Here is a 17,489-nt window from a genome sequence, read left to right as displayed (position 1 = left end):
AAAGGCGGGGGGACACGTGTCCGGAAACGGCGCGGAAGATTACTACGGCCTGCGCAGATGCATCGTGACGGCGCAGGAGGCACTGGACCGACGGTGGGCGGACGACGCGGACGTGGTCGTCGTGCCCGACCCACCCCGGGAGCACTGGGCGAGCCTTCAGGCCGCCGGCTTCCGGATCAAGCCAGGGTGGGTGACCTGGGGGCGACCCACCCCGGCCCGCGCGGAGGACTTCCTCGCCGGGCTCTCCAAGGCGGAGCGCCGCAACTTCCGGGACGTGCGCCGGTACGTCGACACGCAGGGGCTCACCATCGAGGTGCACGCCCGGCTCACCCCGGAATTGTTCGCCGAGTTCCTCGCCGTCTACGACGCGCAGATCGCCGCCATGCCGCACGGTCTGCCGGCGGCGCACGGGGTCGACCCCACCGAGGCCGGGCTCGCCGACTTCTTCCTCGTCGCGGCGCGCGCCGGTAACGAGTTGATCGCCGGTGTCGTCTGCCGCGTCGCCGCGTCCGACCTGGCCATGCGGATCGCCTTCTCCGCCGCGCGGCCGCAGGTCCGCCAGGCGATGATCAGTCGGGCGCTCTACCTGGCCGCGTTCGAGGAGGCCCGCCGGCGTGACTTCGCCTGGATCTCGCTCGGCACCGACCCCACCCTGTACGGCCACATCGCCCAGGCCGGACTGTTCACCTTCAAGAGCCGACTCGGGTTCGTGCCGGTGCCGCTGCACCACCTCGACCCCAACGACGACGGCTGCGACGAGGCCGAGTTGGTGCTCAACACCGAACGGCTCAGCGAGCCGGCGTTGAGCCTCTGTTACGCCCGGCCACCGGATCGGCCGGGCACCTGGGCGGATCCGCTGCCGATGCGGCTCGACGTACTCAGCCCGGCGCACGGCCTCGACCTGCGCCCGTACCGGGCCTCCTTCGTCACGGAGACCGTCGTGACTCCACCGGGCGCCAGGGCGGCCGCGGGCGAGGTGGTCGTGATCGTCGACCCGTTCTCGACCGGCGCGCTGCTGGCACCCGCCTTCAACCAGCAGGGTCGGCGCTGCGTCGCGGTCCTCACCGGCACCATCAACGAGCGGTACGCCGCCGGTCTGCGCCGCGACGACTTCCGGACCGTGTTGACCGTGCGTGGCGAATCTCCGCAGGCCCTCGGCGCGGCCGCCGAGATGCTCGCACCGATGCGTCCGGTCGAGGTGATCGCGGGCAGCGAGTGGGGCGTCAACGTGGCCGACGACCTCGCGGAGCTGCTGGGGCTGCCCGGCAACGTCCGCTCGGCCGACCGTCCCCGGCGGGAGAAGCCCGCGATGATGAACGCGGTCGCCGGCGCGGGGTTGCGGGTGCCGCTCGGCGCGAAGGTGGGCAGCGTCGAGGAGCTGGACGACTGGCTCGCGACCAGCCGGGTGTTGCCGGTGGTGGTCAAGCCGGCCGCCAGCGCCGGCTCCGAAGGGGTGTACTTCTGCACGGACGAGGCCCAGGCGCGGGCGGCGACCGCGAAGCTGCTCGGCGCTACGAACGCCATGGGCCAGCCGAACGACTCGTTGCTGGTGCAGGAGCAGCTCGTCGGCCAGCAGTACTTCGTCAACAGCGTGAGCCTCGACGGCCGCCACCACATCCACGAGATCTGGCGCGACGACCGCTTCTTCATCGACGGCCGCCCGGTGTACGACAGGCAGGTCCTGCTGGACGGGACCGGTGCGATCGAAGGTGTGCTCCGCCCGTTCGTCGAGAAGGTGCTGGACGCGCTCGGTGTGCGTACCGGCCCGGCGCACACGGAACTGCTGGTCGACGACCGGGGGCCGGTCCTGATCGAGTCCGGGGCGCGGCTGGAGGGTGGCGTCACCCCGGCCGGGCCGGAGCGGGCGACCGGGGTGAGTCAGTTGTCGCTGACCGTCGAGCGGTACACCGACCCGGACCGCTTCGCCCGGCGGATCGGCGCCGGCTACCAGCGGCAGCGCGCCCTGATGGTCGTCTGTCTGGTGGCGCCCCACGACGGCACGGTCGCCGAGGGCGCGGCGCAGCGGCTGGCCGAGATTCCCTCGGTCTTCTGCGGGTCGGCGTTGGATCTGCTGCCCGGCACCCCGGTGCACCGGACCATCGACCTGTTCACCTCGCCCGGCCACCTCTACCTGATCGCGGAGGATCCGAGCCAGCTGGAGGACGACTACCAGCGGATTCGTGCCCTCGAACAGAAGGACCTGTACGAGTACAGATAAGGGGTAGATCTTCGTTGGGTGGGCGATATCCTGAGCGCTGATCTCCCGAATGAGGATTTTATGGATGAGTTCACCTATCGCGACGGTTCCCTCTGGTGTGAAGGGGTGTCGCTGACCTCGGTGGCAGAGCAGTACGGCACACCCACATACGTCTACTCCGCGAGCACCCTGATTGATCACTACCGCCGATTCGCCAAGGCCTTCGACGCGGTCAGCCCATTGGTCTGCTTCTCCGCGAAAGCGCTGGGCAACGTCCACCTGCTCAGGCTGCTGGGCCGGGAGGGCGCCGGCATCGACGCGGTCAGCGGGGGCGAGCTGCACCGGGCGGTGGTGGCGGGGATCGACCCCGAGCGGACGGTGCTGGCCGGGGTGGGCAAGTCCGAGGCCGAGCTTCGGGAGGCGGTCCGCCGCAACATCCGCTGCATCAACGTCGAGTCCGAGGCGGAGGTCGAGCTGCTGTCACGGATCGCCCGTGAGGAGGGCGTACGTCCTCGGCTGGCGATCCGGGTCAACCCCGACGTCGCGCCTGACCAGCGCACCCCGGCCCGGACGACCACCGGCACCCGGGGCGGCAAGTTCGGTGTCGACATCGAGCGGGCCGGCGCGCTGTTCGCTCGTGCCGCCGACGACGACGCGCTGCGGATCGAGGGCTTCCACATCCACCTGGGCAGCCCGATCTTCGACCCGCAGGTCTACGCCATCGCCCTGGATCGGCTGCTCGCCCTGGTCGCCCGACTGGAGGCGGCCGGGCACCGGATCACGACGCTCAACCTGGGTGGCGGTTTTCCGGCTGAGTACATCGATCGCACCGCACCGAGCTGGGACGATTTCGCCGAAGTGATCGTGCACCGGCTCACCGCGTTCACCCGGCAGGGCGGTCAGGTCATATTCGAGCCGGGCCGCACCATCGCCGCCAATGCCGGAATTCTGCTCAGCACGGTCCGCTATCTCAAGCAGGCCGGTGACCAGCAACTCGCCGTGATCGACGCCGGCATGACGCACATCGCCCGCGCGGCGATGTACGACAGCTACCACTTCATGTGGCCGGTGCAGCCATCCGCGGAGGCGATCCCCAGTTCCCGCGACGTGTCCGGCATCGAGGGCCTGACGACGTACGACGTGGTGGGCCCGATCTGCGAGTCGAGCGACTACCTGGCCCGGGGCCGGTCGTTGCCGGCGCTGAAGGCCGGCGACCACTTCGCGATCTTCACGGCTGGCGCCTACGGCATGTCGATGACCAGCAACTACAACAGCCAGTTGCGCCCCGCCGAGGTGCTGGTGCACGGCGACCAGATCTCGTTGATCCGTCGGCGGGAGACATACGACGACCTGGTGGCGCTGGAGCTGCTCGACGACGGTAGCGACCGGGACGGCTGATGAGCGACGACGTGTCGGTCACGGCCCTGCGGTCCGTCCGCGAGATCGGCGAGCAGGTGTGGAACGGCCTCGCCGAGGGTGAGGGGTTCTACCTCGGTTACCCGTGGATGGCCTGGGCCGAGACCGACCCGTCGTTCGTCACCACCTATCTGGTGGCCCGGGACGCCACGGGTGCCACCGTGGCGGCGGTGGCGACCTATCTCTGGGCCGGCGCGAGCGTGCCGTCGATGAACCTGGCGTACAGCCCGGGTCACATCGCCGAGGAAAATCTGGAACGGCCGCTGTCGCCGGAGGAACACGCGGCGTTCCTGCCCGCGTTGCTCGTGGGTTCGCGCGCCGGCTATCACGGCGCTGTCGCGATCTCCAAGGAGTTGCCCGGCGACCGGCGGGACGCCGTGCTGACCGCCCTCTTCACCGAGGTGGAGGCGCTCGCCGGGCGGCTCGGGGCGGCCAGTGTCGCGCTGCTCTACACCCCTGCCGAGCACGTGGCCGCGTACCAGGCGGCCTGGCATCGGGCGGTCGGCCCGGCCGGCCGCGGTCCGGTGGCGGCGATGCTGTCGGCCGAGGCGGTGTTGCCCGCCCCGGGCGGCGAGGTCTCCGACCGGGCCGCCGAGGCGGCGGACCGGCGGGAGTGGCGACGCGAACGCCGACGGTACGACGACGCCGTGGACCGGATGGAGACGGTCCGCCTCTCCGAGTGCGTGGACGTGATCGCGCCGCTGCTCGGCGCGACCCAGCGCAAGTACGGCGGCCCGGACACCGACGCCGACATGCACCGCTACTTCGCGTCCCAGGTGCCGGCGCTGGACGCGTACAGCCTGGTGCTCCTGGAATTCGCCGGCGACGACGTCGTCGGGTTCAGCCTCAACTACCTGTGGCCCGACGGGGTGTACGTCCGCGCGGCCGGCTTCGACCCGCTGGCGGCGGCGTACTCGTACTTCAACCTGACCATGTACCGCCCACGGGGTCTGGCCGCGGAGCGCGGCCTGCCCCTGGTGCACCTCGGTGCCGGCACCTACGGCGCCAAGCGCGCCCGGGGTGCCGAGCCGAGGTGGACGGCAAGCCTGGTCCGGCCTCCGGTGGACATCCCCGACGAGCTGACGCGCGCCTTCGCGATCGACGGCTCGGACTACCGGCAGGCGGTGCGGACCTGGGGCGGTCCCGTCCCCACCATCCCCTCACAGCAGGAAGGTGACCATGCACTATCGCAGGTTCGGTCGGCTGGGCTGGCAGGTCAGTGAGATCTCGTACGGCATGTGGGGGGTCGGCGGCGGCCTCCACGGCTGGACCGGTGTCGAGGACGACGAGAAGTTCGCCGCCCTCCAGCGGGCCGTCGACCTGGGCTGCAACTTCTTCGACACGGCCTGGGTGTACGGGCGCGGGCACAGCGAGCAGGTGCTCGGCGACCTGGTGCGGGCCAACCCCGGCACCCGGCTGTACGTGACCACGAAGGTGCCGCCGAAGGACATGAAGTGGCCGTCGACCCGGGACTCCACCCTCGATGACGTCTTCCCCCCGGAGCACATCGAGGAGTACGTGCACAAGAGCCTGGACAATCTCGGGCTGGAGTCGATCGACCTGCTGCAACTGCACGTCTGGGAGGATTCCTGGACGGACGACCCGCGCTGGCGGGACACGCTCACCGGGCTGCGGGACGCGGGCCTGATCGGTGGGATCGGCATCTCGGTCAACCGTTGGGAGGCGTGGAACGGCGTACGGGCGATCGAGACCGGGCTGATCGATGCCGTCCAGGTCATCTACAACATCTTCGACCAGGATCCCGAGGACGAGTTGTTTCCGGCGGCCACGGCACAGGACGTCGCGGTCATCGCCCGGGTTCCGTTCGACGAGGGCACCCTGACCGGCACGTTGACCCTGGAGTCGACGTGGCCGGAGGGGGACTGGCGCAACTCGTACTTCGTGCCGGAGAACCTGGCCGAGAGCGTCGCCCGAGCGCAGGCGCTGAGCGAGGACCTGCCGCCCGGGATGCCGATGCCGGAGGCGGCGCTGCGCTTCATCCTGGCGGATCCCCGGGTCTGTACCACCATCCCCGGGATGCGACGGATCGCGCACGTCGAGAGCAACATCGCGGTGAGCGACGGGAAACCGCTGGAGCCGGAGGTGCTGGCGACGCTGCGTCGGCACCGCTGGTCCCGGCAGCCGACCTGGTGGTCGCAGTAGCGGCACTGATCCGGATGGGCGGTGACCAGGCATCAACGAAACAGGCATTGATATTTACAGATATCTATGGCTAGGCTCCTGGCACCCCCTTCCAGATCGGAGTCAGCGATGACCTCACGACTCAGTCGAATCGCGGTAGCGATGCTCGCGACCGCAGGTGCCACCCTCGCCGTCACGGTCGCCAACCCGGCACCCGCGTCGGCCGCGATGACCATCTGCTACAACACCAGCCAGGCAGGCAGCTACGCCGGCACCGCCAGCCAGGCCGCGTCGATCTGGAACAACGCCACAGTCAACCTGACGCTCTCCGCGAACTGCGGCTCCAACCTGCGGATCTACCAAATCACCGGCGGCGGCTCCTACGCCGTGCGGACCAGCCTCGGCAACGGCCGGGTCTACATCGACACCCAGCAGGCCGCGCAGTACAGCCCACTGCGGATCATGACCCACGAGATCGGGCACATCCTCGGCCTGCCGGACAACTACAACGGCAACTGCGCCCTCCTGATGTCCGGCGGCAGCGCCGGCACCGGCTGCACCAACCCGTACCCGAGCAGCGCCGAGGCGAACCGGGTCAGCAACCTGTTCGCCGGCACCCGCATCGCCACCGAGCGCAGCACGGACAGCGCCGGGGCGGACATCTTCCGGGACAGCTGGCCGAGCGTGCTCACCCCGGTGAGCTGATCGACCAGGCACGTCAGAGGGGCCGGCCTCCGGGCCGGCCCCTCTCCGCGTGTCCTGACGGTCAGCTCGGCAGCGGCGTCAGCCGGGTACGCGGACCGGCCCGCAGCACACCGGACGGCAGCTTCTTGCCGAGCAACTCCTCAGCCAACTCCGCCACCTCGATCAGGGCGGCCAGGTCGATGCCGGTGTCGATGCCCATGTCGTGCAGCATGTGCACGGCCTCCTCGGTGGCCAGGTTGCCGCTCGCCCCCGGCGCGTACGGGCAACCACCGAGGCCACCGACGCTGGCGTCGAACTCGGTCACCCCCAATTCCAGGGCGGTCAACAGGTTGGCCAGGGCGGTACCCCGGGTGTTGTGGAAGTGCAGCAGCACCGGGACGTGCGCGTTGCGGTCGCGTACCGCGGTGAGCAGCTCGCGAACCCGACGCGGAGTGCCCATTCCGGTGGTGTCCCCGAACGCCACCCGGTCCGCGCCGTCGCGGACCACCCGGTCGACGATGCCGGCCACCCGCCGCGGATCGATGTCCCCCTCGTACGGGCAGCCGAAGCTGGTCGCCACGATCACCTCGACCCGCGCGGACGCCCCGTGCAGCAGGTCGATCAACTCGGCGATGTCGTCAAGCGACTCGTCGGTGGATCGGTTGACGTTGCGCCGGTTGTGGGTGTCACTGGCCGAGACCACCACCTCGATCTCGGTGAAGCCGGCCGCGAGGGCCCGCTGGGCGCCCCGGGTGTTCGGCACCAGCGCCGAGTAACGCACCCCGTCGGCCTTCACCGCCCGCTGCCACACCTGGTCGGCGTCGGCCATCTGCGGAATCGCCAACGGGTGCACGAACGACACCGCCTCGATCCGGCGGACGCCGGTGGCGGAGAGCGCGTCGAGTAGCCGCACCTTGGCGTCGGTCGGGATCGGGTCCTCGTTCTGCAACCCGTCCCGTGGCCCGACCTCACGAATCGAGACCGAATCCGGTAGATCAACCATGAAAGGCCCACCCCTTTGTGCAGCCACCAACCTCAACGTCTCCCAGCATGCCACCCGACCAACGGTCGCATTGATCAAGAAGGGGTCAGCGCATGCGGGAGACGATGCCGGTGTCGTAGACGCCGGAGCGGAACTCCGCATTCTCCAGCAGCTCACTGAAGAAGGGGACGTTGTTCTTCGGCCCCTCGATCTGGAAGGCCGCGACCGCCGTCTTCGCCCGTTCGAGCACCTCGTCCCGGGTCGCGCCGGTGACGATCAGCTTGGCCAGCAGGCTGTCGTAGAACGGGGTGACGGTGTTGCCCTCGGTGTAGCCGGAGTCCACCCGGACCCCCTCGCCCGTCGGCTCCACCCACGTCCTGATCACGCCAGGGCCGGGCAGGAAGCGCTTCGGGTCCTCCGCGTTGATCCGCATCTCGATGGCATGGCCACGCGCGGTCAACGCGTCCGGGTCGAACGTCGGCGCCAGCCCGGACGCCACCCGCAACTGCTCCTCGACCAGGTCGATGCCGTAGACGTACTCGGTCACCGGGTGCTCCACCTGCAACCGCGTGTTCATCTCCAGGAAGAAGAACTCGCCGGTGGCTGGATCGAGCAGACACTCCACGGTGCCGGCGTTGCGGTAGCCGACCGCCTCACCCGCGCGCACCGCCGCCGCCAGGAAACGCTCCCGCAGCTCCGGTGAGACCGCCGGCGACGGGGACTCCTCGACCAGCTTCTGGTTGCGCCGCTGCACCGAGCACTCGCGCTCGCCGAGCGCCACCACCCGGCCGTCGGCCAGGCCGAGGATCTGCACCTCGACGTGCCGTACCCGGGGGAAGTACCGCTCGATCAGCACCGAACCGTCGCCGAACATCCGCTCGGCGAACGCGCGTACCTTGTCGTACTCGGTGCGCAGCGCGGCCTCGTCGACGGCCACGCCCATGCCCATGCCGCCACCGCCGGCCGCGGCCTTGACCATCACCGGGTAACCGATCTCGGCCGCCGCCGTCACGGCCGCGTCGAGGTCGGCCGCCGGGTCGGTGGTGCCGGGCGCGACCGGGACGCCGGCCGCCGCCATCAGGTTCCGAGCATTGATCTTGTCGCCCATCGCGGTGATCGCGTCCGCGCCGGGCCCGACCCAGATCAGGCCGCTCGCCTCGACGGTACGGGCGAACTCGGCGTTCTCCGACAGGAAGCCGTACCCGGGGTGGATGGCCTGGGCACCCGTCGACTTCGCGGCGGCCAGGATCGCCTCGGTGTTGCGGTAGCTCTGCGCCGGGTTCGGCGGGCCGATGAGGACCGCCTCGTCGGCCTCGACGACGAACGGCAGGTCGGCGTCCGCCTCCGAGTAGACCGCTATCGCGCGGATGCCGAGGCGCTTGGCGGTACGGATGATCCGGCGGGCGATCTCGCCCCGATTGGCGACCAACAGTGACTCGATCATGTTTCCTCCCGGCGTCCGGATGGTGGGACGATGTCAGGGAATCATGACCGGCCTGCTTCTGACGAGTCGGCTCAGGCGAGCAGCGCGGCGAGGGCCGCCCCGCGCAGCAGCTCGGCGCGACGCCGCCGGTCCACCTCGCCACCGAGGAACGGGGTCGAGTTCATCAGACCGAACGCGGCGTGCGCGAGCACCCGCGCCTCCCCATCCGGCATGCCCGGGTGCAGCGCGGTGAGCACTGTCACCCACTCCTCGACGTAGAGCCGTTGCAGGCGACGGATGCGTCGCCGCGGCTCCTCCGGCAGGCGGTCCAACTCGTGCAGGTGCAACGCGATCACCGCAGGGTTGGCCAGCGCGAACTCGACGTGGAAGTCGATCAGCGACTCCAGCACCTCGCGCGGAGCGTCCGGGTGCCCGGCCGCGCGTTCCCGCCCGCCGGCCAGCAGCCCCTCACTCACCGGGATGAGCGCGGCGGCCAGCATCGCCTCCTTGCCGGCGAAGTGGTGGTAGAGCGCCGGACCGGTGACCCCAGCGGCCGCGCCGATGTCATCCATCGACACACCGTGGTAGCCACGGGCGGCGAACAGACCAACCGCGATCTCCAGAATCTCGTCCTTGCGGGACCTGCGCCGGCCCGCACCCGCCGCGCCCCGTGCCTGCTGCTCCACCGTCACCGGGCAAGCCTAGACCGCAAACCGGCAGTGGTGGTTGCCGGTGAGTTTCGCTCGCACCGGGTCGGGCCGCCCCTGACCTGGCCGGGGGGCGGCCCGTTCCGGGTCAGTCGTCCTCGTCCAGATCGTGCTCCGCACGCAGTGCGGCGGCCTCCGCGGGCCGATCGAGCAGATCCAGCGCACGAGCCAGCAGCCAGGCCGTCTGGCGGACCGGCTGCGCGTCCACCGGCAACCCACCGAGCACCCGGCGCAGGAGCACCTCCGCCTCGGCCGGGCGGTCCAGGCGTAGCAGCAGCTCACCGGCGAGGCGCTCGGCCATGGCGGCCTCACTGAACGCCCCGATCGACCGCAACCGGTCGGGCACCCCGTCGAGCCGGCCCAACGCCTCGTCCAGTCGACCCTCCCCGATGAGCACCCGTGCTCCGACCTCGGCTGCCATCGCCAGCTCGTACGTCACCGGTGGCTCGGCCTGCCCGGCCAACGTCGCCGCCACCGCGTCGACCACCTCGACGGCCCGCACCGCCGCGTCCCGGTCGTTGGCCCAGAACCAGGCGTACGCCTCCCGTCGCCGGGCGCGCAGTTCGTCCAGCGGCAGTTCGCCACGCCGGTACTCCTCAGCCGCGGCGGCGAACCGCTCGCCCGCCACCGCGTCCCGGTCGGCGTCGAAGAGGATCCCGCCGGCCTCCTCCAGCACCTGAGCCCGGTAGGGGAGGTTGTCCGGTCCGTCCAGGTTGACGGCCAACTGCTCCAGCAGTGCCAACGCCGGGTCAACCTCGCCGAGCCCGGCATAGACGCCGGCCAACAGGTGTCGGCAGCGGTCGGCCTCGGCCTGGGCGCCCATCCGGTCCAGACCGAGCACGGCCTCCTCGGCGACCTCGGCGGCCTCGGCGAGCCGGCCCACCATCTGGTAGGCGTTCGCCAGCTCCCACCGCAGGATCGCATCCCCCCCGGCACCCTGCTCCACGCACAGCGTCACCGCCTCGACGAAGTCGTCCACCGCGTCGACGGCCCGGCCGGCCGACTGCAAGGCCCGAGCGCGGGCGACTCGGACCGGCAGCTCCGCGTCCGCCGGTGCCGCCTCCAACGCCTCGTCGCAGGCAGCCACGGCGTCCGCCGGATCGTCCGCCATCCGCGCGTGGGCCAGGCAGGCGGTCACGATCACCTCGCCGACACCCAGCTCACGGCCGAGCTGGCGAGCCTCGTCGACGGCGGCGCGGGCCTCGTGGACGCGGTCCAACTGCTCCAGCAGGTGCGCCCGGTACGTCGCGATCCGGGCCAGCAGATGCCGGTCGCCGCCCGCGTCGGCCGGTGCCCGGTCGAGCGCGGCGAGCGCGTCCGCCCAGCGTTCCCGCTGCAGCAGCGCCGACGCCAACCGGACGTGTCCGCCCGCCCGCTCCCGGGCGTCGCCGGACCGGTCCAGGGCCTCGGCCGCCTCGCGAACCAGCATCAGCCCCTCCTCGGCGCCCTCGTCGGACCGGGCCAACAGCACGCCGAGCCGCCCGGCGACCACCTGGGCGGGCACGTCCTCGCCCACCTCCCGGTACAACTTCAGCGCCGTCCGGTTCAGCTCGACGGCGCTCTCGAGGTCTTCCTCGTCGGCACGCTCGCCCGCCCGCAGCGCCAACCGGTGCGCGGACGTACGTGCGGGCAGCTCGGCGGAGCCGAACCGTTCGTCGAAGGCGACAAGCGCCGCCCGGAAGGTGGTCTGGTCGTGTCGACCCCAGCTCTGGTCCGCGAGGTCCAGCAGGTCGTCGGGGCCGGCGTCGGCGGGCAGGTCGACGGTGGGTCGTTCACCCTTGCCGGACCGCACCCGCTCCGCCCGGTCGGCGGTCCGACCGACCGGGCGTCGGACGCTCGCCGACAGCGGCAGATGCTCCCCGCTCGCCCGCACCGCCAGCCGACGGGCGACCCACTCCGACTGGTGTGCGGTGCCGTTACGGGCGTCGAAGCGGACGGCCAGACCGGTGGCGGTCTCGGCCAGCTCGTCCGCCAGCGCCGCCGCGGACACCTCGGCGGCCGGCCGGCCCTCGGCGGCCCGGCGGTACACGGTCGACTCGCCGGCCTGACGCAGTGCCGCGGCGGCGGCCGCCGCGAAGTGCATGGCGGCGGCCGGCGACGGCGGCCGGTCCAACCAGTCCAGGTGTCGCTCGACCAGCTCGACCGCCCGCGCCCCGTTGCCGGTCACCGTGCAGAACTCGACGTGGTCGCCGATCTCCCACAGGTCGGCGAGGTTGCCGCGCAACCGGCGGTACGCCTCCCGGTGCGCGTCCCGCGCCTCGTCGCCCCGCCCGGTCCGCAGGTACGGCAGGAGCAGCGCGGTGAGGATCGCCTGCGGCTGCTCGTTGCAGTTGAGCCGGCCGGCGAGCACCGGCTCGGCCAGCTCCACCGCCTCGGCGTCCCGCCCGGTGTCGGCGAGGTATTCCACCTGACTCGTCGGATCGCAGCCGGCGCAGTCGGAGAGGTCGTCGCTCGGGGTGGTCTGCCAGAGCCGGTACCAGTGCGCGGCCGCCTCCGCGTCGCCCACGTGGTCGGCGATCCGGAACCGGTACTTGTGGACGGTCCGCAGGCTGTGTCCGCCCTCCCGGTAGCGGCGTTCCATGTCGTCGAGCACGGCGTACGTGCGGTCGAGCGGCACCTCCGGGAAGTTCAGCAGGCCGTTGACCATGTACTTGAAGTGCCAGAGCAGCTTGTGCAGGTGACGCTGGTGGTAGGGCTGCGGATCCTGGTCGAACTCGGACAGGCACCAGGAGAAGGTCACGAAGGACTTCGCCGGCTCGCCGCCGTAGATGTAGCCCTCGGTGGCCTGCATCCGGGTGACGAAGGCAAGGTGCCGGTCGTCGGCGGCGTCGACCCGACGCAGCAACTGCTCCAGCGCGGCGATCTGCCCCGCCCCGTACGGCATGTCGGTGATGCCGCGCAGCACCCGCCACAGATCCTCGTCGCTCATGGTCACTCCTGTCCTGGCACGGCCCGGCCGAGCAGGCCGAGGAAGGAATCGTTCAGCAGGGCGGCGTCGGCCGCGCGGATCGGATGGTGCCCGAGCAGCAGCGCCTGCCCGTAGAGCGCCTCGACGGCGAGCCCCACCAGCTCCGGGTCGGTCAGCGAGGCCACCCGTCGTACCAGCGGGTTGCGGTGGTTGAGCACCAACTGCGGGCGGTCCGGTGGCGCGGTGGCGGCGAGCGCGTCGAGCACCCCGCCCCACAGGTCGTCGGCCCGGTCCCGGCTGGCCGCGAGCTGGTCGTTGAACGCGGCCGTGCGGCTCACCAGGTAGAGCGCGGGCAGCGAGACCGGCTCGTACGCCCGGATGACCACCTCGCAGCCGGACCGTTCGACGGCCCGTTGCGCCGCGGTGAGGAACGGGCGCAGCGCCAACTCCACCTGCGGGTCGAGTGCGTCGAAGCGGGTGGTGAGGTCGCTCGGTTCCAGCCGCTCGATCAGCACCGAGCGGTCCACCACCGGCAGCCGCTCGATCAGTTCGGTGTCGTACGTGTAGCCGGCGTTGACCACCGCCAGGTCCTGCGCGGCGGCCACGGCGGCGAGCTGACGGAACTCGTCGAGGCTGGCCGCGTAGCGGACCACGCCGTAGCGCTCGCGGAACTCGGCGAGGGTGAGCGTGCCGACGTTGCTGTCCATGGGCCACCACCTGTCGACCAGCCGGAGCATCTCGTCGTCGTGCAACGCCAGGGCCTTCACGCCGAGGTGGTGCACCTGGAGAAACTGCGCGAGCCGGTGCGGGTCGTGCCGCGCCAGCCGGACCAGCCAACCGCGCACCTGGTCGCCGAGCGCCTCCCGGGTCGCCGTCAGCAGCGTGTCCTCGTAGAGGGCCTCCCGACTGGCGGTCGGACGCAGCTCGGTCGCGTCCACCACGCAGTGCGCGAAGAACGCCCACTCGGGCAGCAGCCCGTCGGCGTTCTCGGTGAGCAGCATCCGTTTGAGGTAGACGCGGTGCCCGGCCCGGGCCGCCGGGTTCACCGGGGTGGGCAGGATGACGGCGACGCCGGTCAGCCCGGCCTCCGGCACGGCCAGCGGCAGGACGTCGAACGGGTCGACGCCGAGCGTCTCCCGCGCGTACCGCACCAACGCCGCGCGGTCCAGCGGCGCACCCGGCGTGGTCGGCCACGGCGGTGCCCCGGTGGTGGTGACGACGTCGCCGACGCGGACGGTGACCGGCAGCAGCGCCCCGAAGAGTCGGGCCAGGTCGGTGACGGTCGGGGTGGTGAACCACTGGTCGGCGTCGCGGCGGGGCACCAACGTCACAGTGGTGCCCGGTTCGGCGCGGGCGGCCTCCGGCGGGGCCAGCGTCACCGCGTAGCGACCGTCGGCGTACCCGGTCCAGCGAACGGTCGGATCGTCGCCGTGCCGGGTGAGCACCTGGATCTCGTCGGCCACCAGGAAGCAGGACAGCAGGCCGATGCCGAACTGGCCGAGGAACTCGTGCCGGGAGAACCCCAGCTCGTCGCGCTTCGAGCTGCGGCCGATGGTGGCCAACAGCTCGTGCACCTGCGCCTCGGTCAGGCCGATGCCGGTGTCGTGTACCCGCAGCGTGCCGTCCCCGGTGCGGTCCGGTGTTTCGATGCGGACCAACGCCGGCGCGTCCGGCTCGACCGCACGTCGGGCGGTGATCGCGTCCACCGCGTTCTGGAGCAGCTCGCGGACGTAGACCCGCGGGCTGCCGTAGAGATGATGACTGAGCAGATCGACCACGCCACGTAGGTCGACCTGGAAAGTGTGGTCCACGACTGATTTCTCCCCGGTCCAATGCCGGCGCTCACCGTACCGATGATCACCGACAGGCGCGTCCCTCTTTCGTCCGGCGGCTTGACCCTCGACCCGGTCGAACCCGCACGGTCACCGGATGACCTCCCCTCCTCTCGGCCGAAACTTCCGGCTGCTCTGGTCCGCCGCCGTCTCGTCGAGGCTCGGGGACGCGCTGCGTACGCCGGCACTGGCGTTGCTGGCCGCGACCGTGACCCGCGACCCGCGGATCATCGCGGCGGTCACCGTGGCCGGTCAGTTGCCGCCGCTGCTGTTCGGCCTGCTCGGGGGCGTGTACGCGGACCGCTGGGACCGCCGTCGGACGATGGCTCTGGTCGACGGGGTACGCGCCACCGTGGTGGCGGCGCTGGCCGTGGCGGTCGCCCTCGACCGGGTCGGCGTCGCGGTGCTGCTGCTGGCCGCGTTCCTCCTCGCCGCGCTGGGCACGCTCTTCGACTCGGCGTCATTCGCCCTGCTTCCGGCGCTGGTGCCCCCGGACGCGCTGCCCCGGGCGAACGGTCGGCTTCAGGCGGGGTCCGCGGTGGCTGGCGGCTTCCTCGGCGCACCCGCCGCCGGTGTCCTCTTCGCCGTCGCCCCGGCCCTGCCGTTCGCCCTCGACGCCGTCACCTTCGCCGCCGCCGCCCTGCTCGTGCTGGCCCTGGCGCCGCTTCCGGTCGCGGTTCCCCGCGCGAGCACTCGACGCCTGTCGGTGGGGAGCGAGATCGCCGAGGGGGTGCGCTGGTTGCGCGGCCACCGGACACTGTGGCGGGTCACCGTGCTCGCCGCCGCCAGCAACCTGGCGATCAGCGGGATCATCGCGGTGCAGGTGCTCTATGCGCTCGACGTGCTGCGGGTGCCACCCGCCGGGTACGGGTTGTTCGCCGCGGCCGCCATCGTCGGCGGTGTGGCGGGGGCGCTCGGGGCCGGCCGGCTCGCCGCCCGGGTCGGCACCCTGCCGGCGCTGCGCGCCGTGCTCGCCGCGCAGACGGTGGCGCTGACCGGGTTCGCGCTGGCCCGCGATCCGGTGCTCGGTGGCCTCGCGTTGGCCGTCTTCGCCGCCGGGACCGTGGTGTGGAACAGCCTGTGCGCGTCGTACGGGCAGAGGTACGTGCCGGCCGGGCTGCTCGGCCGGGTCGGTGCGGCCCAGCGGATGGTCGGTCTGCTCACCGCACCGGTCGGGGCGGTGCTCGCCGGCCTGGCCGCCGCGGCGTACGGCACGGTGCCGGTGGTCGGCGCGGCGGCACTGACGTTCGCACTTGTCACAGTGGCCGCGTGGCGGACACTGCGGACCGCGCCCAGCGTGCCGAGCCCCAGCGGGGCCGCCTAGCCGGACGCCGGCTGCCGGTGGGACAACCCGGACAGGCGTAGCGCGACCTTCCGGCGGGCCGGCGGCAGCGCGCCGAGCAGCCGGATCAGCACGTCCCGGGCGGGACGGCGGGCCGGGGAGACGGTCGCCAGTCGAGTCAGCCCGGCGGCGAAACTCAGCACGTCCTCGGCCATCGGCCGCTGCCCGGCGCTGTAATCGTCGAGCAGCGATTCCGGGCCTCCGTCGAGCACGTCCGCCACGGCGGTGCCGAGGGCGACCGCGTCGCAGATGCCGAGGTTCATGCCCTGACCGCCGGCCGGGCTGTGCACGTGCCCGGCGTCCCCAGCCAGCAGCACCGATCCGGCTCGGAAGGTGTCGGCGATCAGGTGGTGCACCCGGAACCGGGAGCCCCAGAGCACCTCGGTCACCCGGTCGGGTCGTCGCGCCGGGCCGCGCTCGTCGAGCAGCGCCTGGAGGAACGCCGCATCCGGATCCGCCGGAGCCGTCGCCACTGCGGCCACCAGCCGGACCACTCCGTCCGGCAGCGGCGCCCAGATCAGCGGGCCGGACCGGGCCAGGAAGAGCGCGACCTCGTCGCCGGGCAGGACGCTGTCCACCCGCACGTCGGCGAGCACGAAGGATTCCTCGTCGCGGGGGCCGGTGAGGCCGATGCCGGCTGCCTGCCGGACGGTGCTGTGCAAGCCGTCGGCACCGACGACGTACCGGGCGCGCAGCTCCGTCCCGTCGATCCGCGCGAGCACCCCGTTGTCGGTCGGGCTCAGGCCGGTCAGCCGGGACGGCCGTCGTACCCGGACGCCGAGGGCGGCCAACTGCGCGGTGAGCACCTCCTCGGTGACCGACTGCGAGACCAGCAGCGCGTAGGGGAAGCGGGAGGGCAACTCGTGGAACGGCACCGTCAGCAACACCCGGTCCCGGTCGCGGACGGTGAAACGCGGCGACCGGATCCCCCGGGCGACAAGCGGCGCCGCGGCGCCGACCCGGTCCAGCACCTCCAGGGTGTACGCGTGCACGACCGCCGCACGGGAGGTCGTCGGCGGCACGGCCAGTTGGTCCAGCACGGTCACCTCGATCCCGCGTCGGGCCAGCGTCAGCGCGGTCGCGAGACCGGTCGGACCAGCGCCGACCACCAGCACATCCGTGCTCTCGGGCAGCATGGCCACCTCCGGAGAACCGTTGCCAACAGGCGTTGGCAAACGCTTGTTGGCAACGCTAGGGCGCTGCTGATTGTGTGTCAACAGTTGTTGGCATACGGTCGTTGGCATGACCGCGTCCACCCAACCGACCCACCCCCGCCGCTCCGACGCCACCCGGGCGGCGATCCTGCGGGCGGCGCGGGAACGCTTCGCGGCGGACGGATACGAGCGCGCCACGATCCGGGCCATCGCCACGGACGCCCAGATCGACCCGTCGATGGTCATGCGCTACTACGGCAGCAAGGAGGGGCTCTTCGCGGCGGCCGCCGAGTTCGACCTCCGCCTGCCCGATCTGGCCGCGGTGCCGCCCGCTCACCTCGGCGAGGTGCTGATCCGGCACTTCCTCGCCCGCTGGGAGGGCGACGAGACGCTCGTGGCGCTGCTCCGGGCCGCCAGCACCAACCCGGGCGCCGCCGAGCGCATGCGCGGCATCTTCGTCGATCAGCTCGCCGCCGCCGTGGCCAGCTTCGGCACCGATCCCGCGACGACCGCCCGCCGTGCCGGTCTGGTGGCCAGCCAGATCCTCGGCCTGGCCTTCACCAGGTACATCGTCCGCCTGCCACCCATGGTGGACGCGCCGGCCGAGGAGCTGGTCCCCTGGATCGCACCGACTCTGCAGCGCTACCTGACCGGGGTGCCGGAAAACTGACCCAACCTTTTACCCCTCCCCGTGCGTCTGGC

At 71.8% G+C, this 17,489-nt stretch carries 13 protein-coding genes; 7 read left to right on the top strand and 6 right to left on the bottom strand.

Annotation, left to right across the window (positions count from 1 at the left end; translation table 11 throughout):
* Positions 1–64 precede the first annotated feature (64 nt).
* The 5 genes from AB0A90_RS07340 (at position 65) to AB0A90_RS07320 (ending at position 6,460) form a co-directional block, all read left to right on the top strand.
* Positions 65–2,218, top strand: coding sequence for an ATP-grasp domain-containing protein (locus AB0A90_RS07340; protein ID WP_357243122.1), 2,154 nt, complete (start codon positions 65–67; stop codon positions 2,216–2,218).
* 60 nt (positions 2,219–2,278) lie between these two features.
* Complete coding sequence (lysA, locus tag AB0A90_RS07335) at positions 2,279–3,595, top strand: diaminopimelate decarboxylase (protein WP_357243119.1); 1,317 nt, start codon at positions 2,279–2,281, stop codon at positions 3,593–3,595.
* The gene (locus tag AB0A90_RS07330) at positions 3,595–4,836 is read left to right on the top strand and encodes a GNAT family N-acetyltransferase (RefSeq protein WP_357243116.1); all 1,242 of its coding nucleotides are present in this window, start codon (positions 3,595–3,597) and stop codon (positions 4,834–4,836) included. Before lysA ends, AB0A90_RS07330 begins: the two co-directional genes overlap by 1 nt.
* Positions 4,793–5,776: an aldo/keto reductase gene (locus tag AB0A90_RS07325; protein WP_357243113.1), complete on the top strand. Its 984-nt coding sequence runs from the start codon at positions 4,793–4,795 to the stop codon at positions 5,774–5,776. Before AB0A90_RS07330 ends, AB0A90_RS07325 begins: the two co-directional genes overlap by 44 nt.
* A 108-nt stretch (positions 5,777–5,884) precedes the next feature.
* Positions 5,885–6,460 (top strand): snapalysin family zinc-dependent metalloprotease, encoded by a 576-nt coding sequence (locus AB0A90_RS07320; RefSeq protein ID WP_357243110.1) that lies wholly within the window; start codon positions 5,885–5,887, stop codon positions 6,458–6,460.
* Positions 6,461–6,521: 61 nt separating this feature from the next.
* Here the strand turns inward: AB0A90_RS07320 and AB0A90_RS07315 are convergent, their stop codons facing one another.
* The 5 genes from AB0A90_RS07315 to AB0A90_RS07295 form a co-directional block, all read right to left on the bottom strand.
* The gene (locus AB0A90_RS07315) at positions 6,522–7,442 is read right to left on the bottom strand and encodes a hydroxymethylglutaryl-CoA lyase (protein WP_357243107.1); all 921 of its coding nucleotides are present in this window, start codon (positions 7,440–7,442) and stop codon (positions 6,522–6,524) included.
* Positions 7,443–7,527: 85 nt separating this feature from the next.
* Complete coding sequence (locus AB0A90_RS07310) at positions 7,528–8,865, bottom strand: biotin carboxylase N-terminal domain-containing protein (protein WP_357243104.1); 1,338 nt, start codon at positions 8,863–8,865, stop codon at positions 7,528–7,530.
* A gap of 71 nt (positions 8,866–8,936) precedes the next feature.
* Positions 8,937–9,536, bottom strand: a complete 600-nt coding sequence (locus AB0A90_RS07305) for a TetR/AcrR family transcriptional regulator (protein WP_357243101.1) — start codon at positions 9,534–9,536, stop codon at positions 8,937–8,939.
* 103 nt (positions 9,537–9,639) lie between these two features.
* Entirely contained in the window at positions 9,640–12,480 is a 2,841-nt protein-coding gene (locus AB0A90_RS07300; protein ID WP_357243098.1) for a hypothetical protein, read from the bottom strand.
* Positions 12,481–12,482: 2 nt separating this feature from the next.
* Complete coding sequence (locus AB0A90_RS07295) at positions 12,483–14,270, bottom strand: HSP90 family protein (RefSeq protein WP_357243095.1); 1,788 nt, start codon at positions 14,268–14,270, stop codon at positions 12,483–12,485.
* A gap of 118 nt (positions 14,271–14,388) precedes the next feature.
* Between AB0A90_RS07295 and AB0A90_RS07290 the strand changes: the two genes are divergently transcribed.
* Positions 14,389–15,615 (top strand): MFS transporter, encoded by a 1,227-nt coding sequence (locus AB0A90_RS07290; protein ID WP_357243092.1) that lies wholly within the window; start codon positions 14,389–14,391, stop codon positions 15,613–15,615.
* On the opposite strand, the gene AB0A90_RS07285 is transcribed toward AB0A90_RS07290, so the two are convergent.
* Positions 15,612–16,769, bottom strand: coding sequence for an FAD-dependent oxidoreductase (locus AB0A90_RS07285; RefSeq protein ID WP_357243089.1), 1,158 nt, complete (start codon positions 16,767–16,769; stop codon positions 15,612–15,614). The genes AB0A90_RS07290 and AB0A90_RS07285 overlap by 4 nt on opposite strands.
* Positions 16,770–16,875: 106 nt before the next feature.
* Here AB0A90_RS07285 and AB0A90_RS07280 point away from each other — a divergent pair, with 106 nt between their 5' ends.
* Positions 16,876–17,457: a TetR family transcriptional regulator gene (locus AB0A90_RS07280; RefSeq protein ID WP_357243086.1), complete on the top strand. Its 582-nt coding sequence runs from the start codon at positions 16,876–16,878 to the stop codon at positions 17,455–17,457.
* The last annotated feature ends 32 nt before the right edge of the window (positions 17,458–17,489 follow it).

The sequence above is a fragment of the Micromonospora sp. NPDC049204 genome (assembly GCF_040647935.1).
Taxonomy (GTDB): domain Bacteria; phylum Actinomycetota; class Actinomycetes; order Mycobacteriales; family Micromonosporaceae; genus Micromonospora.
This window is presented reverse-complemented; position numbering and strand designations above follow the sequence as displayed.

Excerpts from the sequence above, each read along its gene's own strand:
- AB0A90_RS07290 (WP_357243092.1), top strand. The coding sequence starts at position 14,389 with ATGACCTCCCCTCCTCTCGGCCGAAACTTCCGGCTGCTCTGGTCCGCC.
- AB0A90_RS07325 (WP_357243113.1), top strand. The coding sequence starts at position 4,793 with ATGCACTATCGCAGGTTCGGTCGGCTGGGCTGGCAGGTCAGTGAGATC.
- AB0A90_RS07315 (WP_357243107.1), bottom strand. The coding sequence starts at position 7,442 with ATGGTTGATCTACCGGATTCGGTCTCGATTCGTGAGGTCGGGCCACGG.
- AB0A90_RS07280 (WP_357243086.1), top strand. The coding sequence starts at position 16,876 with ATGACCGCGTCCACCCAACCGACCCACCCCCGCCGCTCCGACGCCACC.
- lysA (WP_357243119.1), top strand. The coding sequence starts at position 2,279 with ATGGATGAGTTCACCTATCGCGACGGTTCCCTCTGGTGTGAAGGGGTG.
- AB0A90_RS07285 (WP_357243089.1), bottom strand. The coding sequence starts at position 16,769 with ATGCTGCCCGAGAGCACGGATGTGCTGGTGGTCGGCGCTGGTCCGACC.
- AB0A90_RS07330 (WP_357243116.1), top strand. The coding sequence starts at position 3,595 with ATGAGCGACGACGTGTCGGTCACGGCCCTGCGGTCCGTCCGCGAGATC.
- AB0A90_RS07300 (WP_357243098.1), bottom strand. The coding sequence starts at position 12,480 with ATGAGCGACGAGGATCTGTGGCGGGTGCTGCGCGGCATCACCGACATG.
- AB0A90_RS07310 (WP_357243104.1), bottom strand. The coding sequence starts at position 8,865 with ATGATCGAGTCACTGTTGGTCGCCAATCGGGGCGAGATCGCCCGCCGG.
- AB0A90_RS07320 (WP_357243110.1), top strand. The coding sequence starts at position 5,885 with ATGACCTCACGACTCAGTCGAATCGCGGTAGCGATGCTCGCGACCGCA.